29 protein-coding genes and 1 riboswitch are annotated in these 20,340 nt (G+C 32.4%); of the genes, 15 read left to right on the top strand and 14 right to left on the bottom strand.

Going from position 1 to position 20,340, the window contains the following annotated elements:
• Positions 1 to 9: 9 nt before the first annotated feature.
• Both AK212_RS06390 and AK212_RS06385 read left to right on the top strand, forming a co-directional pair.
• On the top strand, positions 10 to 225 hold the full coding sequence (locus AK212_RS06390; protein WP_053029882.1) for a hypothetical protein: 216 nt from the start codon (positions 10 to 12) through the stop codon (positions 223 to 225).
• Between the two features lie 971 nt (positions 226 to 1,196).
• Positions 1,197 to 2,213: a hypothetical protein gene (locus AK212_RS06385; RefSeq protein WP_053029881.1), complete on the top strand. Its 1,017-nt coding sequence runs from the start codon at positions 1,197 to 1,199 to the stop codon at positions 2,211 to 2,213.
• Positions 2,214 to 3,206: 993 nt separating this feature from the next.
• Here AK212_RS06385 and AK212_RS13635 read toward each other — a convergent pair.
• The 5 genes from AK212_RS13635 to AK212_RS06365 all read right to left on the bottom strand — a co-directional run bounded on the left by AK212_RS13635 (position 3,207) and on the right by AK212_RS06365 (position 5,843).
• A complete protein-coding gene (locus tag AK212_RS13635; RefSeq protein ID WP_174841502.1) occupies positions 3,207 to 3,383 on the bottom strand; it encodes a hypothetical protein in 177 nt (58 codons plus the stop codon).
• Between the two features lie 215 nt (positions 3,384 to 3,598).
• On the bottom strand, positions 3,599 to 4,309 hold the full coding sequence (locus AK212_RS06380) for a hypothetical protein (protein WP_053029880.1): 711 nt from the start codon (positions 4,307 to 4,309) through the stop codon (positions 3,599 to 3,601).
• Positions 4,310 to 4,436: 127 nt separating this feature from the next.
• Positions 4,437 to 4,661: a hypothetical protein gene (locus AK212_RS06375; RefSeq protein WP_053029879.1), complete on the bottom strand. Its 225-nt coding sequence runs from the start codon at positions 4,659 to 4,661 to the stop codon at positions 4,437 to 4,439.
• Between the two features lie 60 nt (positions 4,662 to 4,721).
• Positions 4,722 to 5,009, bottom strand: a complete 288-nt coding sequence (locus AK212_RS06370) for a hypothetical protein (protein ID WP_053029878.1) — start codon at positions 5,007 to 5,009, stop codon at positions 4,722 to 4,724.
• 87 nt (positions 5,010 to 5,096) lie between these two features.
• Positions 5,097 to 5,843, bottom strand: coding sequence for a poly-gamma-glutamate hydrolase family protein (locus AK212_RS06365; protein WP_053029877.1), 747 nt, complete (start codon positions 5,841 to 5,843; stop codon positions 5,097 to 5,099).
• Positions 5,844 to 5,975: 132 nt separating this feature from the next.
• Between AK212_RS06365 and AK212_RS06360 the strand changes: the two genes are divergently transcribed.
• Positions 5,976 to 6,590, top strand: a complete 615-nt coding sequence (locus AK212_RS06360; protein WP_053029876.1) for a GNAT family N-acetyltransferase — start codon at positions 5,976 to 5,978, stop codon at positions 6,588 to 6,590.
• 429 nt (positions 6,591 to 7,019) lie between these two features.
• Here AK212_RS06360 and AK212_RS06355 read toward each other — a convergent pair whose 3' ends face one another.
• A complete protein-coding gene (locus AK212_RS06355) occupies positions 7,020 to 7,757 on the bottom strand; it encodes a hypothetical protein (protein ID WP_338123495.1) in 738 nt (245 codons plus the stop codon).
• A gap of 161 nt (positions 7,758 to 7,918) precedes the next feature.
• On the opposite strand from AK212_RS06355, the gene AK212_RS06350 reads away from it, so the two are divergent.
• Positions 7,919 to 8,155 (top strand): hypothetical protein, encoded by a 237-nt coding sequence (locus AK212_RS06350; protein ID WP_053029872.1) that lies wholly within the window; start codon positions 7,919 to 7,921, stop codon positions 8,153 to 8,155.
• Positions 8,156 to 8,272: 117 nt separating this feature from the next.
• On the opposite strand, the gene lnsA is transcribed toward AK212_RS06350, so the two are convergent.
• The 3 genes from lnsA to tsaA form a co-directional block, all read right to left on the bottom strand.
• Positions 8,273 to 8,854: a lipoprotein N-acylation protein LnsA gene (lnsA, locus tag AK212_RS06345; protein ID WP_053029870.1), complete on the bottom strand. Its 582-nt coding sequence runs from the start codon at positions 8,852 to 8,854 to the stop codon at positions 8,273 to 8,275.
• Positions 8,855 to 8,969: 115 nt separating this feature from the next.
• Positions 8,970 to 9,158 carry a type II toxin-antitoxin system toxin TsaT gene (gene tsaT, locus AK212_RS06340; protein WP_053029869.1) on the bottom strand — a complete coding sequence of 63 codons (189 nt, stop codon included), beginning with the start codon at positions 9,156 to 9,158 and terminating at the stop codon, positions 8,970 to 8,972.
• 23 nt (positions 9,159 to 9,181) lie between these two features.
• Complete coding sequence (gene tsaA / locus AK212_RS06335) at positions 9,182 to 9,439, bottom strand: type II toxin-antitoxin system antitoxin TsaA (protein WP_053029868.1); 258 nt, start codon at positions 9,437 to 9,439, stop codon at positions 9,182 to 9,184.
• Between the two features lie 550 nt (positions 9,440 to 9,989).
• Between tsaA and AK212_RS06330 the strand changes: the two genes are divergently transcribed.
• A complete protein-coding gene (locus tag AK212_RS06330; protein ID WP_053029867.1) occupies positions 9,990 to 10,193 on the top strand; it encodes a sterile alpha motif-like domain-containing protein in 204 nt (67 codons plus the stop codon).
• On the opposite strand, the gene AK212_RS06325 is transcribed toward AK212_RS06330, so the two are convergent.
• On the bottom strand, positions 10,185 to 10,427 hold the full coding sequence (locus tag AK212_RS06325) for a hypothetical protein (protein WP_053029866.1): 243 nt from the start codon (positions 10,425 to 10,427) through the stop codon (positions 10,185 to 10,187). The two genes, AK212_RS06330 and AK212_RS06325, sit on opposite strands and share 9 nt — an antisense overlap.
• A gap of 226 nt (positions 10,428 to 10,653) precedes the next feature.
• On the opposite strand from AK212_RS06325, the gene AK212_RS06320 reads away from it, so the two are divergent.
• Positions 10,654 to 11,262, top strand: a complete 609-nt coding sequence (locus AK212_RS06320) for a histidine phosphatase family protein (RefSeq protein ID WP_053029865.1) — start codon at positions 10,654 to 10,656, stop codon at positions 11,260 to 11,262.
• 213 nt (positions 11,263 to 11,475) lie between these two features.
• Here AK212_RS06320 and AK212_RS06315 read toward each other — a convergent pair whose 3' ends face one another.
• From AK212_RS06315 to AK212_RS06305, 3 genes are all read right to left on the bottom strand, one after another.
• Positions 11,476 to 12,093, bottom strand: coding sequence for a LysE/ArgO family amino acid transporter (locus tag AK212_RS06315; protein WP_053029862.1), 618 nt, complete (start codon positions 12,091 to 12,093; stop codon positions 11,476 to 11,478).
• Between the two features lie 120 nt (positions 12,094 to 12,213).
• Positions 12,214 to 12,705, bottom strand: coding sequence for a GNAT family N-acetyltransferase (locus AK212_RS06310; RefSeq protein WP_053029861.1), 492 nt, complete (start codon positions 12,703 to 12,705; stop codon positions 12,214 to 12,216).
• 291 nt (positions 12,706 to 12,996) lie between these two features.
• On the bottom strand, positions 12,997 to 13,419 hold the full coding sequence (locus tag AK212_RS06305; RefSeq protein ID WP_053029860.1) for an organic hydroperoxide resistance protein: 423 nt from the start codon (positions 13,417 to 13,419) through the stop codon (positions 12,997 to 12,999).
• Positions 13,420 to 13,582: 163 nt separating this feature from the next.
• On the opposite strand from AK212_RS06305, the gene aroD reads away from it, so the two are divergent.
• Both aroD and AK212_RS06295 read left to right on the top strand, forming a co-directional pair.
• Positions 13,583 to 14,308 carry a type I 3-dehydroquinate dehydratase gene (gene aroD / locus AK212_RS06300; RefSeq protein WP_053029859.1) on the top strand — a complete coding sequence of 242 codons (726 nt, stop codon included), beginning with the start codon at positions 13,583 to 13,585 and terminating at the stop codon, positions 14,306 to 14,308.
• Positions 14,309 to 14,378: 70 nt separating this feature from the next.
• Positions 14,379 to 14,918 carry a nitroreductase family protein gene (locus tag AK212_RS06295; RefSeq protein WP_053029858.1) on the top strand — a complete coding sequence of 180 codons (540 nt, stop codon included), beginning with the start codon at positions 14,379 to 14,381 and terminating at the stop codon, positions 14,916 to 14,918.
• Between the two features lie 320 nt (positions 14,919 to 15,238).
• Here the strand turns inward: AK212_RS06295 and AK212_RS06290 are convergent, their stop codons facing one another.
• On the bottom strand, positions 15,239 to 15,562 hold the full coding sequence (locus tag AK212_RS06290; RefSeq protein ID WP_053029857.1) for a thioredoxin family protein: 324 nt from the start codon (positions 15,560 to 15,562) through the stop codon (positions 15,239 to 15,241).
• Between the two features lie 141 nt (positions 15,563 to 15,703).
• On the opposite strand from AK212_RS06290, the gene AK212_RS06285 reads away from it, so the two are divergent.
• From AK212_RS06285 to AK212_RS06255, 7 genes are all read left to right on the top strand, one after another.
• A complete protein-coding gene (locus AK212_RS06285; RefSeq protein ID WP_053029856.1) occupies positions 15,704 to 16,057 on the top strand; it encodes an arsenate reductase family protein in 354 nt (117 codons plus the stop codon).
• A gap of 114 nt (positions 16,058 to 16,171) precedes the next feature.
• Positions 16,172 to 16,552, top strand: coding sequence for a glycine cleavage system protein GcvH (gcvH, locus tag AK212_RS06280; protein ID WP_053029855.1), 381 nt, complete (start codon positions 16,172 to 16,174; stop codon positions 16,550 to 16,552).
• 190 nt (positions 16,553 to 16,742) lie between these two features.
• Positions 16,743 to 17,129 carry a toprim domain-containing protein gene (locus AK212_RS06275; protein WP_053029854.1) on the top strand — a complete coding sequence of 129 codons (387 nt, stop codon included), beginning with the start codon at positions 16,743 to 16,745 and terminating at the stop codon, positions 17,127 to 17,129.
• Complete coding sequence (locus tag AK212_RS06270; RefSeq protein WP_053029851.1) at positions 17,122 to 17,418, top strand: thioredoxin family protein; 297 nt, start codon at positions 17,122 to 17,124, stop codon at positions 17,416 to 17,418. The genes AK212_RS06275 and AK212_RS06270 overlap by 8 nt, the downstream gene beginning before the upstream one ends.
• Before the next feature lie 57 nt (positions 17,419 to 17,475).
• Positions 17,476 to 17,581, top strand: a riboswitch (SAM riboswitch).
• A gap of 86 nt (positions 17,582 to 17,667) precedes the next feature.
• A complete protein-coding gene (locus tag AK212_RS06265; protein WP_053029849.1) occupies positions 17,668 to 18,693 on the top strand; it encodes a methionine ABC transporter ATP-binding protein in 1,026 nt (341 codons plus the stop codon).
• Positions 18,686 to 19,381, top strand: coding sequence for a methionine ABC transporter permease (locus AK212_RS06260; protein ID WP_053029848.1), 696 nt, complete (start codon positions 18,686 to 18,688; stop codon positions 19,379 to 19,381). Before AK212_RS06265 ends, AK212_RS06260 begins: the two co-directional genes overlap by 8 nt.
• Positions 19,382 to 19,401: 20 nt before the next feature.
• A complete protein-coding gene (locus AK212_RS06255) occupies positions 19,402 to 20,217 on the top strand; it encodes a MetQ/NlpA family ABC transporter substrate-binding protein (RefSeq protein ID WP_053029847.1) in 816 nt (271 codons plus the stop codon).
• The last annotated feature ends 123 nt before the right edge of the window (positions 20,218 to 20,340 follow it).

Genomic DNA, 20,340 nt, shown 5'->3' with positions numbered 1-20,340 from the left:
GGTTTTATGATGAATTGCTTTATCCAATTAAAAGACGATAAATATATAGAAATTAAAGAATTAACAGAAATTAAATGTTCATATTTACATGCAGAAAAAGTAACAACTATCACTGGAGATAATATTGATAGATTAAAAATTTCTGATGATGCAAATTATATTTTTGTAGGTAAAACACACGTAGTAGTCAGAGGCTCAGACATATTGTTTATCCAATTTATGTAATGACATAATCTTAATTGATTGCCACAAATCTTTCTTATTTTTACAATTTTAACATTTTACACTCAATGTCTAAGGCAATCAAAACGTTGATATGACAACATTCTTAAAGGTTTTTAAATTCATTAATAATGCTATTTATCAACTCCCGCCGTCTCCACTATGTAGGGAGTGGGACAGAGTTCTTTTTGAATTCGTCGTAACCCCAGCTTGCTTTGCTTGTAGAATTTCTTGATGAAATTCTCTTTGCTGGGGCCCCGACTCCCAGCTTGCTTTGCTTGTAGAATTTCTTGATGAAATTCTCTTTGCTGGGGCCCCGACTCCCAGCTTGCTTTGCTTGTAGAATTTCTTGATGAAATTCTCTTTGCTGGGGTCCCGACTCCCAGCTTGTTTTGCTTGTAGAATTTCTTGATGAAATTCTCTTTGCTGGGGCCCCGACTCCCAGCTTGCTTTGCTTGTAGAATTTCTTGATGAAATTCTCTTTGCTGGGGCCCCGACTCCCAGCTTGCTTTGCTTGTAGAATTTCTTAGTGAAATTCTCTTTGTTGGGGCCCCGCCCGCAAGGATGACTAGAACTGAGAAAAGCTTAGATTAAAGCGCCTTCTCAGTTCAGTCAGCTACTGCGAAATTGCAAAATAGCATAATTATATTATTTATGTCCCAGTCTCTTTTGGTTTTGTATTTAAACGTTTCTAGGTTAGAATATATAAATGATGTTGTATTTATTATATAAAAATATTATAATATAATTAAGTCGACGACCATGCGTGGACTTTAAAAAACAAAATCATGTACAGTAGTAGCCGTCTGCTATGAGACTAGGCATTATAATTGAATATCATAGTGTTGATATAGAGATATGATTAATGAGTGATTAGTCATATCTCTTTTTACATATGCAAACATACAAATCAAACCATCACATTAATGTGTAATGAACTAAAGTTAACCCTTATAAGTAGAAGAGGTGGTTATTTGAGATATGTGAATAACGAGAAACATAGACATGCTTTAATCAGTCAATTAACTGAGAACCAAAGAGAAATACTGTTTAAGTATTATAAATACAGAAAAAAGAATATATTAATTAATGATATGTATCGCTATTCAGAAGAGTGGGAACTTATCGACTTTAAAGTAAATGAAAATTACAGAACGAGTTATAATGATACGCCATTATATTGTGAATGCGGAAAAGAATTAAAGTATCAATATATACTTCGATCAAAGTCAAAAGATACTATTATAAAACTTGGGATTGAACATTTTAAAGAACATAGTGGCATTCCGAATCGTATTGCGTATCAGGTTAGAAAGAATATGTTCTTGTTAGATGATTGGTTGGATGATGTACTCTTAAATCATGATAAATTGATGAATGATTCAGAGTATCATCGTAAAGTGATAAACATGTATAAAGAGTGGAATACGATCTCTGAGTCAGACGTGGAAGAATTTAACTCGAATTCATCAAAGCCTATTACGAGTAAGAATATTGAATTAATTAATGATTTTAAAAAGTATAGTATGGCTTTGCCCACTAACATCGAACAGAAAGTTTTTGCTTTGATTGATTATTTTCATAAAAAGAAATATCTGGCGTATCTAGAAGAACTAGAACGAGAAAGACGTATTCAAAGAGAAAAAGAACAAGAAGCATTGAGAAAAGAGCGAGAGTTAAAACGACAGCAATTATTAAAAGAGGCTGAAGCACGTAATAGTCAAAAAAGAAAAATTATGGCAAAAGAAAAGGCAGATAAGATGTTAATTGCTGAATGTAGAGTAAAAATAACAAAGTTATTAGAAGTGCAAAATGTGATTGATATCACTACAATTTATAATGAATGTAAAATAGAGATAGACGAATTATTAAAATCGCATGTTAATACAAAGATTGTAAATGATATCGTAAATTCTATTAATAGATACACGATGTATACTGTGAAGTTCCAAAACAATAAGCTATTTAAAGCGTGGACTAAGCGTTTTTGATAAGCAACATAGTCATATCCAAAATATATTGAATGAGCGCAACTAAATTATATTATATTTATTAGTCTTGAAATATTTAATAAAAATGTTATAATATAAATGTCAACGACAATGCGTGGACGTTATAAACCGAAATACATTGCATAGCTAAGAATAAGTTTTAAATAACTTAGGAAAGAGAGCAAGTAGGACTTGTTCTCTTTTTAGTCAACGGTCGTGCGTGGACTTTAAAACAAGTACATTGATTATCGGATTTGAAATGCAAATTTCAATAAATGTAGACGAAGCGTTAGAACGAAAGGTTCTAACGCTTTTTAAAGATTCTTCAACATAAATAATATGATAATGCTATTTGGAAAATTTACAGTAGCTGACTGAATTGATAAGACACTTAAATTAAGCTTTTCTCAGTACAGTCGGGCCTCAGCAACGAGAATTTCGAAAAGAAATGCCACGAGTAGAGAAAGCTGGGGTTCGGGGCCCCAGCAACGAGAATTTCATAAAGAAATTCTACAAGCAGTGAAAGCTGGGGTTCGGGGCCCCAGCAAAGAGAAATTCGAAAAGAAATGCCACGAGTAGAGAAAGCTGGGGTTCGGGGCCCCAGCAAAGAGAATTTCGAAAAGAAATTCTACAAGCAAAGCAAGCTGGGGTTAAAAAGGATTTAAACTTCTGCACCACGCTTCAATGATGTTACATCCAATTTCGATGTGGTATATATATAGTAAGCAGACTAAAGTCAGCATGATGAACTAAGACAACTCGTTAGTAAAGGAGCTGTTGAAATATGGAATTATTAACGAAAGCGATTAGTTTTATGATGTCATCTCTTTCTACATGGCTAGGAAGTAAAGATTTATTAAAAGATGTCGGAAAACTATTTGATAAAGATCACAATTGAAAGTACGTCAACGTATCGTTTTAGGCATATGTAAAAACAAAAAAACTAGCATTTACTGTTTCAATAAATGAAACACGTAAATGCTAGTTTTGCTATTAGTTATCGTTAATTTTTTTACCATCTGTACGATCTGATTCGCCTTTGTCTTTATGCGCGTTAGGATTGTCTTTTTTGTCAGAACTTTTCTTAACATTGTCTACTGGGTCATCATTATTACCGCATGCCCCTAATAATAAAAAACTTGAAAGCAGTACAAAAGCTACTTTTTTCATATGTGTCACCCTTTGTTTAATTATATTTAATATCTAATTGATATAAATAATATTAATATAAGTATGTCACACTTTTCTAAAAATTCAACAGTTAATAATAATTTATAAATTCAATTAAATCGAATAAATGAGATAAGCTACGTCATTGTTATCTCATTCACTGAGTGACAAGGCTAGTTACAGTAAATATAGAAAACACGCTATTTCACTGTTAATTAATTTGTACTATTATCTGTCTCATTAGTATTACTTTCTGCTGATGTATCATTACTTCTAAACTGTCCATTTGCACTATCTTCAGAATAACTTTGGACCTGATTATCATCTGCTTGATTTTCAGCATTTGACTGATCTTCAGCACTTGAGTTGTTGTCTGTAGTAGCATTCTCGTTTGAACTGTTGTGATCGCCATTATTAGTGTTGTTATTTATATTTCTGCCATTTTGATTATAAGATTGGTTTGAGTTGTTTGATTGATTTGAATTTTGATTATTGACTGCATTGTTTTGTGTAGTCCCTTGTTGTGTAGAAGGTGTTTCATTAGTTGATTGTTCAGCGGTTGGTTGTTCTTGTTGTGTGCCTTGCTGTTCTTGAGTATTTGCTTCATTATTAGCTGATGTTTCTTCAGAGCGATTTTGTTCTTCTTGAGTAACATTACTATCATCTTTATCGTTATTCTTATCTTTATCTTTTTCTTTAGACGATTTATCCTCTTTAGATTGTGTTGCGTGATTTTCAGATGGATTGTTACTTTCAATCATTTTATGAATGCCTAAAGCAAGCATGCTAAGTAAAATAATCGTAATAGCCATTGCGAAATATTTTAAATAGTTTTTATTTTTAAAAACTGCCACAATAGCGAATAAAATTAAAATAATCGCTATGATTAATAATACGGTGCCTGTATAGAACAACAGTTTCTCCATAGGCTACCTCCATTTAATTTACATTATTAATTGCATTGTACTACACATATTATAAAATACATATTACCTTGTAATTAACATCTAATTACTATTTGAAAACAGAAGTGTAAAGGCTTTATGTATCACACTAATTGACTCTATCGTAAATGTTAATCTCCTCATTCTCTTTGCTGACAGAAACATATAGTTTTTCATCATTTAGTTGTGTTTCATTCGATGTTTGATTTAAGTCGATTTCTGCTAATATTCTAAATGCACCATTATGATAAGGTTCAACTATAGAGATTTCATTTTCATATGCTTGAACCATTAATTGTCTATGTGATTGATTATTAATTTTCCAGTTAGTCATATATTCACCTTTTTCATAAAAATAAAACTACGTTAGTCATAGTCTAACGTAGCGGTTTAATTATTTAAAACTTTGTTCTATCTCCGTGAAAGCTTTGTTAGTAATCGTAATATCGTCAATTCTATCTGCTGTTAGTTGTCCATCTAGATAACCATGATCAATGAGTACTTTACAATTCTCTAAAAAATCATCATATTCACGATCACAGAAATAATCGTCTTGTGTTTTTATACTATTACCAAAATAATTTGCTTCATTTTCTGACTGACCTTCATTAGAACGTTCCATATATAATTTATAAAATTTCGCTATTGTATATTTTTGTTCTTGAGTTAATGTTTCTAACATAACACGTTCCCCCTCACTATAGTACTTTATACCCAATTTAAATAGGGGTGAAAACGTAGTGAGGGTAGCCTAACTCCTGAGAATAGATTATTGAGCGTTTTCAATGCCTTGATTAACTGCTTTGGCAAATTTGTAGAACGTACGGGTGTAGTTGTCTGGGTTCGATCTTGTTTGTTGATCCAGTTGTTTTTCTTTAAAAAACAGTGCACGTTGTCCGGTTGTTAATTCAAGTTGAACGCCGGTATCATTGTCATTTCTATTAATGATATTGGAGGATGATGTCGCCTCAATACCTTTAGGACTCTTTTGAACTGTGAAACCTTTACGTTTTAATGATTTTGTTATTGATTTGGCTAATTGTTTATCATTGCCGCCAACGTAAACAATTGGATCTTCACCTGCATAGCCATGAATGGATATAGTCTCTTCGGAGTGGTCCAACATTTTTAAGAGGGTTGGTTCATCAAATACAGTTGAAGTAATATGCAAACGTTCATTATGTTTAGGCATTAATCCTTCAAAAGTATAAAAATCATACTTACCTAGATTGGCCACACGACGAGCGAGTTCAGTCGTACCTGGTTCAATACCGCCACCGTGAATGGCCGTAACAAGGATGTGATTATCTTTGCGGTTTTTTGCTTTAACACGCCAGTCTTTACCTTCTGTTGTATCATCTTTTAATTCTTGAAAATTTGAATAATAATCTAGTGAGCGATTTTGTTTTTCTTCACGCGTTTTATAAAGTATAAATGCAATCGCTATAATAGCAATAATTAAGACAGAAACAAATAAATAATATACTTTTGAATACCAGTTCTTTCTTTTTCTCATACGACCTTCCTTTTTACATGTAATAATAAAAATGTGTAAATTAACTTTTATATTATAAATTATATTACTCATAAGCTCAAATATTGTTTAATTTTAAAAAATAAGTAAATAGTTAAATAAGGAGGAATAACATTGACTAAATTAACTATTCAATCAGCACAACCGCATCATCAAGAAGGGGGACAATTAATATATGCGGCAATAGACGACATGGCCCCGATTATACTAGGTAAATCCAAAGATAAAGAAATTGTTGAAGACTTACAACGATTATGGCAAAATCATGCGAATCGATTTAGTCATGATATGTCATTTGTGGCTTTAGAAGGTGACCAAGTTCTTGGTGCGATCACGTGCAGTCCTATAAAACAAATTGATAAGACGTTGATACCAACCGTACTTCAAATTATTTCAATGAATAAAATTAAACCCTTCAAGTCTATCATCACACACCCAAAATCGTTTTATTCACTTGTTACGATGGATGAAGGCAACGAAGATGAATATCATATTAGTATGCTAGCGACGATGCCTAGTGCCAGAGGGAAAGGTGTCGGTCAACAACTTATAAATGTTGCAGAACAAAAAGCTAAAGCATCAGGATTTAGTAAACTATCGTTAACAGTAGTGAAAGATAATAAAGCAGCATTGAAATTGTATCAAAAAATGGGATTTGAAATTGTTGGAGAAATTAATCATAAACCATACTATCTTTATAAAATGAGAAAAGAAGTAAATAAAGCATAACATCATCAGGTGCGGGAGAGGAATCAAGTAAATGCTTTATCCGTACTCAGCTTGCTTAACTTGTAGAATTTCTTAGTGAAATGCTCTTTACTGGGTCCTCGCCGTCTAGGATGACTAGGTTTGAATAATGCTTGATTTAAGCGCATTTTCAAATCAATTAGCGATTGCCAAGATAACAAGGAAGGGAGTGGGACAGAATTCTTTTTAAATTCGTTGTCCCACTCCCAGCTTGCTTTGCTTGTAGAATTTCTTGATGAAATTCTCTTTGCTGGGGCCCCGCCCGCAAGGATGACTAGAACTGAGGAAAGCTTGAATTAAGCGCCTTCTCAGTTCAGTCAGCTACTGCAAATTTGCAAAATAGCTTCATTATATTATTTTTGTCCCAGCCTCGTGTTAGCTACTCTCTATGTCTATTCAACTCAATTTTTACTAATTACGCTTGTACTTATCATATTTACCGTTAGCTATATCTTGTTCCCGTTGTTGAATTGTTTCATATACTTCATCAGCATCATCACCATCATAATAACCTTCTTCAATGGCGTGTTTTGTTTGAAGTTCTCCTGAAGATAAGCCACCGTTATATTTCTTTCTCAAAGCGTCAACATACTCATCCTCATTAGTGGCAGCATTGATTTCTGCATTAGGATCATCAATATCATCTGTCTCAGAAGTTTGGTTTGATTGATCATAAATTGATTTTTCTTGTCCACGTTCAACGCGTAATGAGCTTTCGTATGCAGCGCTTGCAGGGCCTTCCATCACATTCCCTTGAGGAATGACGCCATTAGCTACCGCGCTATTGTATGCAGCAATTTTTTCTATTTCAGTATAGTTATTACTATAAATCACTGTTTCTAATGTTGCTCGATCAGTTATATTTTGAACATCAATTTGCTTAGTGTCTTGGGACACTGAGTCTTGTTTGTTAGACGAGTGGTCGTCATTACTTTGTTGCGTGGATGGATGATCACTTTGCGTATCTTTGTTTGATGATTTAGCACTAGACTGTTGATTGACTTTCTCTTTATCATTATCTTTGTTATCTTGAGATGTTGTCTTAGACTTAGAATGATCGTTTTCCTTGTCTTGGTTTGAAAAGCTACAGCCAGCTAATAGAACTAGGCTTAATAATAATGTAAATAAAACTTTTTTCAATATAGTCACTCCTAAATTTAATATATTATTATTTTATAATGAAATAGATATTGAATGTTTTTATTTTTTTGAAAATATTTTCAAAAACAAATTTACATAAAACATACAGTAACTTCATTAATATTTTACAAAATAATGGTAAATATGAAGTGAATAGGATGTGAGATAACATGAATAAAAAAATATTAAAAAGGTACTTTGATAACAATGATTTTAAAGCCATTGCGATTGTGGTAGGTACTAAAAAAATGGTGATGGAAAATGATATTCATTTAGATTATGAAAATGAAATTATTATCTATCCGCTAAAAAATTGTACACGTATTATCCCGTTTAGTTCTATTTCGTATATTGATTTATTAGAAGAAAACGAGCATTTCATTAATTATTTCAAAGAAACAGTATAATCAAAAAAGCCTGAGACAACAATCGATGTCTCAGGCTACAACTATATATTGGCAGTAGTACAATGAAATAAAATTTGAAAAAATCTTATTTCTGTCACACACCCTTGCGATATCTATTTAGTATTGTTTAACTAATTGGAGTTGGTAATCATCAGTGAAGTTGTCGACTAGGGCATAAGGGGAAATGATAAGTAATCCATGTTCATTAATAGCATTTTTACTTACACCATATTTGTATGCCTGATAAATAATTTTAGTGCAGTATGTAAATCTTTCGCTCTTAAGATTTAAAGTGACTAAATAGGTTTTATCTGTATCTTTATAGTGTGTTTCAGCCCATTTGGCAGCTTTCTCTCCAGCACCTGGCATAGTACAACGATAAATTTTAATCCAATCATCCTTTCCTTCACCAAATCGTTGTTTGAAAGAATGAAAGGATTCAGTAATGGGTTCATCACCTGGACCTTCTATTTGTAAAACAGTATCATGATCTAATGCAATGCTTGAATGTCCAAAGAACCCAAATAAAACTGGGCCCTTAGTAAGTATGATATCACCTGGCTGTAAATCAAAATCATCTTCGGTTGGAGAGAGTACTTTTGTATCATCTGTATGCGCGATTGCATGCGTCGAATAAGGTAGAAAAGTAATTAATATTACTAATTGTATTTTTATAAATGAAGAAATTAGACATTTCATTTTTGTACTCCTTAGTAATTATTAAGCATTTATGAATATTGCATATAGATAACAATAAAAAAGGGCGTGCGACAATGAATGTAATAAGATTCCTGTCACACTCCCAAATTCACCGCTATAATATACCGAATATGAATACATAGATTAATAATGCAAATCCGAAAATATAAAATATGACGGTAAAGCCTAAGTATGATTCTTTGCGTTCTTCTTTTTTAGATTTAAGTAATAAGCCCAATATAATTGAGGCTGCTACTACGAAAATGATCCCGAGCCATAATAATATAGTTAAATGCAAACTCATGTGTAAGCCTCCTAAATATTAATTTAAAAAAATGTATATACCATAGGATAAATGTAGTATAGAAGCATAACAATATTAATTAGAAAAATCACTTCGCTAACTATGTTCTTACAAATAAGGGCAGTACTCAAACTTAATATAATGGTAATGCCACTAACCGTAAGTCCTGGAACTAGCCAAAAGAAATCATCTAAATCTGGATTATAGGTGACAACGATATTAAAGCCCAGAAATAAAAGTGTCATAAAAATATTTATCCAAAAAATTTTATTATTATTCATGGGTGTCACCTCTTTATAATTCGTTAAACTTACTAACATCATATCATTTATTTTATACCGGTAACACGAGTTAATCAAAGTAATTAAATGTTTTTATCTTAATATTGAAATTTGGTAAAAATTTAGTTGCTTATATTTGGAAAGTAAGCAATAATGAATATCAAACTAATATTACAACATTTTTAAATACAAAAAGCCAACCGCTATAAAGCAACGGTTGACATCATATCTCTTATTAAATTAAAAATTGAGTTGAATAGTTATTTTCAAATTCATATATGCTGCACAATTAAATAAACGTACCTCGAATGATTCACTTAATTGTAACAATTACAACAAGAAACCATTAAATAAATGATAAATTTAGTGATTATTTATTGGGTTAATGATTTAATAATCTTTAACAGTATATTAAATGTAAGACATTATATACTACAAATAAGCAAAATAAATGCTAATTACATATTAAAGTTGAGTTATATTATATGTTTAGACAAAATTAATAATGAAATATTCAAAGAAAGCATAATTAGACTGAGGAGGGGGAACTATGACATTTTATGATTTTGTAATTGGGTTTATTAATGATGATACGCCTCTTGGAAGTTTAGCTCAGTATATCGAGAATGACGGTGAGTTTCCGAAACATGAACGAAATAATCAAGTAATTAGAGCGTACGTTATGTCAAACTACGTCGATCACCAACTTATTGAAAGTACAAATAGAGCAATAAGTTTATATAAATTAATTTGAGTGAGCGTAATACCAATTTTGCGTGTTTAACGCATTCCACACATCTTTAGTTTTAAAGTTAATTTCATTATTTTTTATTGAAAAAGGTTCAATAATATTTCTGTCCATCCAAGAATTAATTAATTCTTGGGGAACACCATCTAATAACATGTCTGTTTTGCTTATGATTAAACATTCCCAATCTAACGAGAGCTTATTTGGATTAACATAATTATATTCATTATGATTGCTCATCAATGACACTCCTTTTAGAATTGTGAATCTTATAATAATTTATACCCATCATGACGGGATTCAAACCACTTTATAAATTTTTTTAATGTTCTTGTTTTTGAAAATTAAAAAATTAATGTATACTATTACTCGAAAATTCAATTGTGCTTAAGCATTATTAATAACTAGTAACACTTTCGATAAAAGTGAATGATTAGAAGCAAAATTTAAGTTTGAGGTGTATATAATGGTAAAAACTCTCTATTTAATGAGACATGGACAAACAATGTTTAATCTAAGAGGCAAGGTGCAAGGGGCAAGTGACTCTCCTCTAACAAACTTAGGCATCGCTCAAGCTAAACAAGCAGGTCAATATTTTGAGGCACATCAAATTACATTTGGAAATTTATATTCATCAAGTTCAGAACGTGCATGTGATACGTTAGAATGTGTTGCACCTGATCAAGACTATAAGCGTCTAAAGGGACTTAAAGAATGGCATTTTGGGATTTTAGAAGGGGAAAGTAATGATTTACTAAATTCGAATTATAATGTCGAAGATGCATTTGGAGACCGTTTGGTTGTGTTTGACGGAGAATCTAAGGAAGAAGTTGAGGCACGTTTTATCGGCACGTTAACCGAAATTATGCGTACCACAGACAGTGATACTAATTTAGTTGTCAGTCATGGAACGACACTTGATGTTTTTTTAAGAAAAGTTATTGGAGATACAGCAGCAACACAATACTTTATTGGAAATTGTCATATTTTAAAATTTACATATGACAATAACGCATTTCAATTTATAGAAAAAATTGATCCAGAAAATGGTGATATTTCTAAACATGAAAATTAAATGGGTTCATGAAGGGAGTGGGACAGAATTCTTTTTAAATTCGTCGTCCCACCCCCGCAAGGATGACTAGAACTGAAAAAAGCTTGATTTAAGCGTATTTTCAGTTCAGTCAGCTACTGCGAATTTGCAAAATAGCATTATTATATTATTTATGTCCCAGCCTCTTTTTGTGCTATTTAGAATGAGTCCTTAGCGCATATACAACAGCACTTTTTAAAATAGTAAATGGAACATTTTTTGAAGTATCATTAATGCAACGATAACAATGATAATGCTTGATATTTTATTTAATATTATCAATAATCGACCGGACTTATCGAAGTGACCCACACTGCGTCCAGCAATTGCTAAAAAGATAAACCACAACCATGAAATACTAATCGTCGCTATAGTAAAAGCTATCTTTTCAGAACCGGCGTAGGCAGAAGCACTTGTACCAATCACTCCAATTGTATCCATAATTGCATGTGGATTAAGGAGTGAAACAGAGAGAGCGAAGCTAATTTGCTTAGCAGGTGAGATTCCCCTCTGATCATCTAATTGCGTACTTTGCTCATGCCACAATGACCATGCCATATATAGTAGAAACACTAATCCAATGATGTATACTACAATTTGGAGCAATGGAAATGACATAAGGATTAAAGATACACCTATGACAGCTAATACTATGAGTAAAGAATCACATAGTCCAGCGGTAATTACAGCAGGCAGTGCATGCCGAAATTTCCTTTGATTGGCCCCTTGGTTAAAGACAAATATATTTTGGGCACCTAAAGGTAGTATTAAGCCTATTGCCAATAAGAGCCCGTGTATAACAGCTTGTATCATTTTACACCTCACATAGAAGCGATTTTGAATTAACAAATTCTGAAAATTTAGAATATAAAACCCATTATAAAGGTCATATATGAAATGTCTAGAAAAATGTTAAGCAATTATGAAAAAGGGTTAGACAATATCATACAATAACCAATGTACATCAAAATAGTCATCACCAATTTTTGAAGATTTCGCTTCAAGTCCTAACGTTTCAAATCCAAAAGTTGAGAAAAAGATTTTACCGGTAATGTTATTAGACGTCACACATGTCATTAGTTTTTCGATATTACGAGATTTGGCATGATCTAAAGTAGCTTTCATTAAATCTTGAAGTGTTGTTTCATCCTTCTTATCAAGAAAGAATAAATTCTCTAGCATGGCTTTATGGGAAGTTCCAACTTGTTTTAACTGACGTAATGTCACACATGCAACAAGTTTATCATCCTTGAAAGCACCGATTATATTACAAAATGCTTCATCATCAGAAAGTATTTGATTCAGGTCATCATTAGAGATATTCTCGAGGTATACTTTATCCCATGAATACGTGTGGGAATTACTTGATAATAATTGAGTATAATATGCTAAGTCATTTTGTTTTAGTATACGAATCGTTGTCATTATGTCCTCCTATACCTATCATAGATTACAGTTCTATAATCGCAAAATTTGTATGATTAATAGGGCAAGCTCAAAAAAATTGATGTAAAAACAATTTTATTATAAACTATTTGAGATTTAATATGTATAAATGTTTTATAAAGTTATTTATTTACTGTATTTATAGAATAACTTAAATCTGAAAATTTCACAAAAAAAGAAGACACAAAAATTCTAGAAAAAAGAATTGTTGTGTCTAAAGGTAAGACAAGTGATTAAATTAATCATTTGTCTATTTATTTTAAAATGCAGTTATTCTACAACTTCCACATTTAAGTCAACGTCGATATTACCACGTGTTGCTTTAGAATATGGACAGAATTCATGTGCATCTTGTAAATATTTTTCAGCGTCTTCTTGAGACAATACATTTTTTACTTTAGCATCGATTGCTACACTTAGTTTTGGACTTTCTGCATCAGGATCATCTTCAAGGCGTACAGTTAAAGTTACTTCTGGCTCAGCGCCACGCACTTTATTTTGTTTTAAGATAAGGTCAAAAGCACCATTAAAGCATGAAGCGTAACCAGCTGCAAATAATTGTTCAGGGTTAGTTGCTTTTCCGTCCGCTTGTTGTGGTGGCAATACATCTACATTTATTGCATTATCGTCAGTGTTTACATGTCCTTTACGTCCACCAACGTTTGTTGCTTTTGTTTCATATTGAACTGCCATTATTATTACCTCCTAAATTCGTATACAATCATTATCTACCCATTTATAAAATATTAAATCATTAAATAGTAAATTAATCGATAAAGTAAGTAACTTGAGGTTGGAGATAGACTGACAATAGTTTAAAATAAATGCAAGTTTAATTTAGGAAGAAGGAAACTTTATGACTAACGTTGAAGTGGCTGCAACAGTAGCTCCGAATCAATTATTGGATACAGCAACACTAGATGATATTCAGGCCTTTAATGAAGATATGGATATACTAGAATTACGAATTGATCAATGGAAACAACAACATCTTGAGTTACTTGAATCCAATCTCAAGCGTCTACAAGATATGAATTTGAGCGTTAAAGTTCTAGTAACATATCGTACGCTGTCACAAGGTGGCCAAGGTGAAATGTCGTATGAAAGCTATATGGCTTTATTGAATAACATTATCAAAGATTATCATTGCCATATGATTGATATTGAATGGGATAGTGATTGTGATGTCAGTGCATACCGAGATTTAGTCAATTTAGCACATCAAAACAATAAACAAGTTGTCATTTCATATCACAATTTTGAAGAAACGCCTGAAACAGATATATTAAAATTTACTTATTATAAAATGAATCAATTAAATCCTGATTATGTCAAAATCGCTGTGATGCCTCATGGCAAAGAAGATGTGGTTACGTTACTTGAAGCAATGGCAGCAAGTGCAGATACATTAGATGCGAAAGTGATTGGTATTTCAATGTCTAGTACTGGTTTAGTGAGTAGAACTGCGCAAGGTGTATTTGGCGGTACAGTATCATATGGATGTTTAGGTGAACCTCAAGCGCCAGGACAAATACATATCAATCGTTTAAAACAGCAATTACTATTTTATGAGAATCATTAATAGACATTTGAAATTAAGTGGTAAAGGCTTTATAATTGAGAAGAATTATCAATAATAAGGGGCGATAATTGTGGAACTACAAGAAGCAATTGCTTCAAGAAGAAGTATTAAGAAATTTAAACATGATATGACTATAGATGACAATAAGCTTTATCAAGCGATTGAGAAAGCAGCAGATGCTCCAAACCATGGAATGCGAGAACCATGGAGAATTATCCATATAGCTAAGGATAGATTAGGGGAGATGAGTAGAGATGTTACGCATTTTGCTTTTCCAAATGACCCTGATAAACAAGAAGACCACTACCAGAATGTGACTAATTTGGGTGGCATGTTAGTACTCGTGCTTAAAACAGATCCAAGACAACGACAAAATCGTGAAAACTTCTTTGCGATGGGTGCGTATGCTCAAAATTTAATGCTACTATTGCATGAACAAGGTATTGGTACATGTTGGAAGACACCACCTTATATTTTTGAACCTAAAGTTCGAAAAGTATTTGGTGTACAAGGAGACGAAATTATTGCAGGTTTCCTATATTTAACAGATTTAGAAGAAGTGCCACCAAAAGCACCACGTAAAAATAAACATTTAATTTCTAAGTATTAGAATGAACGGAGAGAGTGGACTGAAATAAAATAAATTCGTTGTTCCTCTTCAATAAAGAGAATTTCTTGATAAAATTCTCTTTACTTAGGCCCGGCGACAATCATGACTAGGTTTGAAAGAAATTGATTTAAGCGCATTTTCAAACCAGTGAGTTATTGTTAAAACGATAAGTAGGCTGAGACATTTTATATTGTCCCAGCCTACTTATTTGAGTTAGAAATTGACCAATTTGACAAGGTCTGAAAGACAAGCTTATCTCAAGTACAGTCAACTACGCCGTAATATAACGACCCAATGTTTAAATTATTTTTTGCTACGTCCTATTTATTAAACGTTTCATCTAAAAATGATTCTACTTGTTCAGGTGATTTAGCATTTGCAGAATGTAAATGTGCACGTTTGTTACCATTTTCAAATACTAATAAACTAGGAATACCCATTACATCATTTTCTGCAGCTACATCTTCAAGTTCATCACGATTTACAGTGTACCAATCGTAATCGTTATACTTTTCAACGATTGGATCAATCCACATATCCATTGCTTTACAATCAGGACACCAACCGGCTTCAAATTTAACGATAACGGGTTTATCACTTTCGATTGTTGATTTAAACGCATCAGTTGTAGTAATACTTTGCATAATAAACGCTCCTTTTAATTAATACTAAATGTATTATAACGAATAATTTACTTTAAATGAAAAATTAAGCTTAAAATATAGAGCGTTTACATAGATTATCTGATATATTTAAAATAAGACGAAATAGGAGGTTACATCTGAATGATTAAATTTTATCAATATTCAAATTGCACAACTTGTAAAAAAGCAGCAAAATTTTTAGATGCGCATGGCGTAAGTTATGAACCGATTGACATTGTACAACACACACCAACTAAAAAAGAGTTTGAAGATATTATCGATAAAACAGGTGTAGAAGTTAATAAACTATTTAATACGCATGGTGCAAAATATAGAGAATTAGGTTTAAAAGATAAATTAAAAGATTTATCTACAGATGAAAAATTAAATCTATTAGCTTCAGATGGCATGTTAGTTAAACGACCACTAGCTATTTCTGGAGAAAACATCACATTAGGATTTAAAGAAGATCAATACAAAGAAATTTGGTTATAGTTTAAAATTACAAATTTTATTTATATAAATTATTGTAACTTTTACTTTAATAGTTGAATGAAACCTTACTGTATGGCATCATTAAATTGTAATTAATTTTAGGAGGGGATTCTCGTGGCAGTACCGAGCGAATTAAAATATTCAAAAGAACATGAATGGGTAAAAGTTGAAGGCAACACAGTAACAATTGGTATCACTGAATACGCACAAGGCGAATTAGGTGACATCGTATTTGTTGAATTACCAGAAGTTGATGATGAAATCAACGAAGGGGATACTTTTGGTAGCGTAGAATCAGTTAAAACTGTTTCTGAATTATATGCGCCAGTATCTGGTAAAGTTGTAGAATCAAATGAAGAATTAGAAGATAGTCCTGAGTTTGTTAACGAATCACCATATGAGAAAGCATGGATGGTTAAAGTTGAACTTAGCGATGAAAGTCAATTAGATGAATTATTATCAGCTGATCAATACAAAGAAATGATTGGTGAATAATTAATTTAAACTCCTTGATTGCGATCATGGAGTTTTTATTTTGTCTTTTTATCTATAAAGTAATCATCTCAGTTTGGTAGGGCGTCTTTAATTGCGTACATTGTTAAGTAATTGTAAATGATGTTTAAGGTATTCGCGTTCTGTGAAGAAGTAACTGATTGTTTATTATCGACTTAGAAGGTGGATTAACATGGCAATTTTAAATAAAGTTATTATTGTTGAAGGCAAATCTGATAAGAAGAGAGTACAACAAGTCATCGCTGAACCTATCAATATTATTTGTACGCATGGTACAATGAGTATTGATAAATTAGATGACATGATTGAAACATTATATGACAAGCAAGTCTTTGTGCTAGCAGATTCAGATGACGAAGGTGAAAAGATAAGAAAATGGTTTAAACGTCATCTTAGTGAATGTGAACACATTTATGTTGATAAAACATATTGTGAAGTTGCTAGATGTCCCAAGAACTATCTTGCGCATGTATTGAGTAAACATGGCTTTACAGTACGTAAAGAAAAACGTCTAATTCCCAATTTAACGACTGAAAGGTTAGTAATCATGCATGAGTAAATCTGTAGAAATTGAAGATATTAGTGAGAATTTTAATAAAGATAAACACCTCATTTTCGGATACACGCCGATGTGTGGTACATGTAAAATGTCTGAGCGCATGCTCGATATTGCGAATGAAATACTACATTTACCCGTTAAAAAAATCGATTTGAATTACCATCCTAAATATAGTGAACGTAACAAAATTATGTCAGTACCTGTTCTAATTGTTATGAATAAGGACATAGAGGTAGATAGAATTTATGCATTTCAATCTGTACCTTATTTGTTAGAAAAATTAAAATAATTGTTGACGAAATTATAGTGCAATGGTAGGATATAAATTAATTAAATAGTGCGAAAACTCTTATCAAGAGAGGTGGAGGGATGTGCCCTATGAAGCCCGGCAACCGTCTAATATTAGAAATGGTGCCAATTCACATAAAGTTAATTACTTTAGAAGATGAGAGAAAGATGAATCAATGCTTTCTCAACTTAATCTAAAGTGAGAAAGCATTTTTTTAATTACATAATGAATTTTAAGGAGGCACTAAACGTGATTAAGTTAAATCAAGTTGTTAAACGCTATCACACAAAAGATAAGGATGTACTAGCAGTTGATCACGTTAACTTAAATATAGAAACGGGCTCTATTTTTGGAGTTATCGGATTCTCTGGTGCTGGTAAAAGTACGTTAATTAGAATGTTCAATAATCTAGAAGCGCCTACATCTGGCGATATTATTATAGATGGCGATAATATTAACAAACTTTCAAAAGCAGAATTAAGAAAAAAACGTCAAAAAGTAAGTATGGTATTCCAACACTTTAACTTATTATGGTCAAGAACGGTACTTCGCAATATTATGTTCCCGTTAGAAATTGCAGGATACTCTAAAGGTAAAGCAATTGAAAGAGCACGAGAATTAATTGATCTTGTTGGTTTGAAGGGACGAGAAAATGCTTATCCTTCTGAATTATCAGGTGGTCAGAAACAAAGAGTCGGCATCGCACGAGCTTTAGCAAACGAACCAGATGTTCTATTATGTGACGAAGCTACTAGTGCATTAGACCCACAAACAACAGATGAAATATTAGACTTACTGTTAAAGATTAAAGCGCGCGAAAATCTTACAATTGTGATCATCACACATGAAATGCACGTTATCAGACGTGTTTGTGATGAAGTAGCAGTTATGGAAAGCGGACGTGTGATAGAGCAAGGTAAAGTAACACAAGTATTTGAAAATCCACAACACGAAGTGACCAAACGCTTCGTGAAAGATGATTTAGATGATGATTTTGAAGAATCTATCCAACATCTTGAACCGTTAGATTCAGATGCTTATATCGTTAGACTTAATTTCAATGGTGATAATACGACAGAACCCGTTGTTTCGTACATAAGTAAAACACATAACATTGATATCAATATTCTTGAGGCAAATATCAAAAACACACGTGGCGGTGCAGTAGGTTTCTTAGTGGTTCACATACCACATATTGCTGAAACAGAATTTGAGACATTTAAAGAGGATTTACATCAGCAACATGTAAATGTGGAGGTGGTTAAGCATGGATAAATCATACGGTGATATTTTCAAAGAGATGATTACAATGCCTAACGTCCAGTGGCCAGAAGTATGGCAAGCCATTTATGAAACGCTTTATATGACTATTGTTTCGACGATTTTCGCATTTATTTTTGGTTTGATTTTAGGTGTACTTTTATTCCTATCAGCCAAGAGTAATTCGAAAGGTGCTAGAGTCTTTTATAGTATCGTTTCATTTATAGTTAACCTGTTCCGAGCAATTCCATTTATCATCTTAATCTTGTTATTAATTCCATTTACAAGTGTCTTACTCGGAACAATAAGTGGTCCAACGGGTGCTTTACCAGCATTAGTCATCGGCGCAGCGCCATTCTATGCAAGATTAGTTGAAATTGCTTTTAAAGAGATAGATAAAGGTGTTATAGAAGCGGCTTGGTCAATGGGAGCAAGTACTTGGACGGTTGTTCGTAAAGTATTATTACCAGAAGCAATGCCAGCACTCATTTCAGGTATTACCGTAACAGCAATCGCATTAGTTGGATCTACTGCAATTGCAGGTGTTATTGGTGCAGGTGGTTTAGGTAACTTAGCTTACTTAACAGGATTTACGCGTAACCAAAATGATGTCATTTTAGTTTCAACTGTATTTATTTTAATTATCGTATTTATAATCCAATTTATTGGGGATTGGATTACAAATAAAATTGACAAACGCTAAAAGAAAAGAGGAATGATTCAATGAAAAAACTTTTAAGCTTAATTTTAGTACTAACATTAACTGTCGTTTTAGCAGCTTGTGGCAATGGTAGTGGGGACAAAGATAAGAAAATCGTTGTAGGTGCATCTCCAGCACCACACGCTGAAATTCTAGAAAAAGCGAAACCTTTACTTAAAGAGAAAGGCTATGATCTAGAAATTAAAACGATTAACGATTACACAACACCAAACAAATTGTTAGATAAAGGTGAACTAGACGCGAACTATTTCCAACACGTACCTTACTTAAAAACTGAAAGTAAAGAAAAAGGATACAAAATTGAAGATGCAGGTAAAGTTCACTTAGAACCAATGGCTGTTTACTCTAAAAAATATAAAAGTTTAAAAGACCTTCCTAAAGGTGCAACAGTATATGTTTCAAACAACCCAGCAGAGCAAGGTCGTTTCTTAAAATTCTTTGTTGATGAAGGATTAATTAAAATCAAAAAAGGTGTAAAAATCGAAGATGCTAAATTCGAAGATATCACTGAAAACAAAAAAGACATTAAATTTAACAGTAAACAATCAGCAGAATATCTTCCAAAAATCTATCAAAACGAAGATGTAGATGCTGCAATCATCAACTCTAACTATGCAATTGATCAAGGATTAAGTCCACAAAAAGATTCAATTGCTGTTGAAAAAGCAAACAACAACCCATACGCAAACTTAATTGCAGTTCAAAAAGGACATAAAGATGATGAAAAAATCAAAGCTTTAATGGAAGTATTACAATCTAAAGAGATTCAAGACTTCATTAAAGATAAATACAAAGGTGCAGTTGTACCAGCGAAGTAAGCATAGAGGCTGGGACATCAATAATATAATGATGCTGTTTTGCAAATTCATAGTAGCTGACTGAACTGGAAAAGCGTTTAAATTAATCTTTTTCAGTTCTAGTCAACCTTGAGGGCGCGGAGC

It is taken from the genome of Staphylococcus borealis, from assembly GCF_001224225.1.
In the GTDB taxonomy this organism is placed as follows: domain Bacteria; phylum Bacillota; class Bacilli; order Staphylococcales; family Staphylococcaceae; genus Staphylococcus; species Staphylococcus borealis.
This window is presented reverse-complemented; position numbering and strand designations above follow the sequence as displayed.

Excerpts from the sequence above, each read along its gene's own strand:
- AK212_RS06255 (WP_053029847.1), top strand. The coding sequence starts at position 19,402 with ATGAAAAAACTTTTAAGCTTAATTTTAGTACTAACATTAACTGTCGTT.
- lnsA (WP_053029870.1), bottom strand. The coding sequence starts at position 8,854 with ATGAAATGTCTAATTTCTTCATTTATAAAAATACAATTAGTAATATTA.
- AK212_RS06290 (WP_053029857.1), bottom strand. The coding sequence starts at position 15,562 with ATGCAAAGTATTACTACAACTGATGCGTTTAAATCAACAATCGAAAGT.
- AK212_RS06285 (WP_053029856.1), top strand. The coding sequence starts at position 15,704 with ATGATTAAATTTTATCAATATTCAAATTGCACAACTTGTAAAAAAGCA.
- AK212_RS06275 (WP_053029854.1), top strand. The coding sequence starts at position 16,743 with ATGGCAATTTTAAATAAAGTTATTATTGTTGAAGGCAAATCTGATAAG.
- AK212_RS06310 (WP_053029861.1), bottom strand. The coding sequence starts at position 12,705 with ATGACAACGATTCGTATACTAAAACAAAATGACTTAGCATATTATACT.
- AK212_RS06365 (WP_053029877.1), bottom strand. The coding sequence starts at position 5,843 with ATGAGAAAAAGAAAGAACTGGTATTCAAAAGTATATTATTTATTTGTT.
- AK212_RS06370 (WP_053029878.1), bottom strand. The coding sequence starts at position 5,009 with ATGTTAGAAACATTAACTCAAGAACAAAAATATACAATAGCGAAATTT.
- AK212_RS06375 (WP_053029879.1), bottom strand. The coding sequence starts at position 4,661 with ATGACTAACTGGAAAATTAATAATCAATCACATAGACAATTAATGGTT.
- AK212_RS06260 (WP_053029848.1), top strand. The coding sequence starts at position 18,686 with ATGGATAAATCATACGGTGATATTTTCAAAGAGATGATTACAATGCCT.
- AK212_RS06325 (WP_053029866.1), bottom strand. The coding sequence starts at position 10,427 with ATGAGCAATCATAATGAATATAATTATGTTAATCCAAATAAGCTCTCG.
- AK212_RS06320 (WP_053029865.1), top strand. The coding sequence starts at position 10,654 with ATGGTAAAAACTCTCTATTTAATGAGACATGGACAAACAATGTTTAAT.
- AK212_RS13635 (WP_174841502.1), bottom strand. The coding sequence starts at position 3,383 with ATGAAAAAAGTAGCTTTTGTACTGCTTTCAAGTTTTTTATTATTAGGG.
- AK212_RS06350 (WP_053029872.1), top strand. The coding sequence starts at position 7,919 with ATGAATAAAAAAATATTAAAAAGGTACTTTGATAACAATGATTTTAAA.
- AK212_RS06330 (WP_053029867.1), top strand. The coding sequence starts at position 9,990 with ATGACATTTTATGATTTTGTAATTGGGTTTATTAATGATGATACGCCT.
- AK212_RS06270 (WP_053029851.1), top strand. The coding sequence starts at position 17,122 with ATGAGTAAATCTGTAGAAATTGAAGATATTAGTGAGAATTTTAATAAA.
- AK212_RS06305 (WP_053029860.1), bottom strand. The coding sequence starts at position 13,419 with ATGGCAGTTCAATATGAAACAAAAGCAACAAACGTTGGTGGACGTAAA.
- AK212_RS06390 (WP_053029882.1), top strand. The coding sequence starts at position 10 with ATGAATTGCTTTATCCAATTAAAAGACGATAAATATATAGAAATTAAA.
- AK212_RS06380 (WP_053029880.1), bottom strand. The coding sequence starts at position 4,309 with ATGGAGAAACTGTTGTTCTATACAGGCACCGTATTATTAATCATAGCG.
- tsaT (WP_053029869.1), bottom strand. The coding sequence starts at position 9,158 with ATGAGTTTGCATTTAACTATATTATTATGGCTCGGGATCATTTTCGTA.
- aroD (WP_053029859.1), top strand. The coding sequence starts at position 13,583 with ATGACTAACGTTGAAGTGGCTGCAACAGTAGCTCCGAATCAATTATTG.
- tsaA (WP_053029868.1), bottom strand. The coding sequence starts at position 9,439 with ATGAATAATAATAAAATTTTTTGGATAAATATTTTTATGACACTTTTA.
- AK212_RS06315 (WP_053029862.1), bottom strand. The coding sequence starts at position 12,093 with ATGATACAAGCTGTTATACACGGGCTCTTATTGGCAATAGGCTTAATA.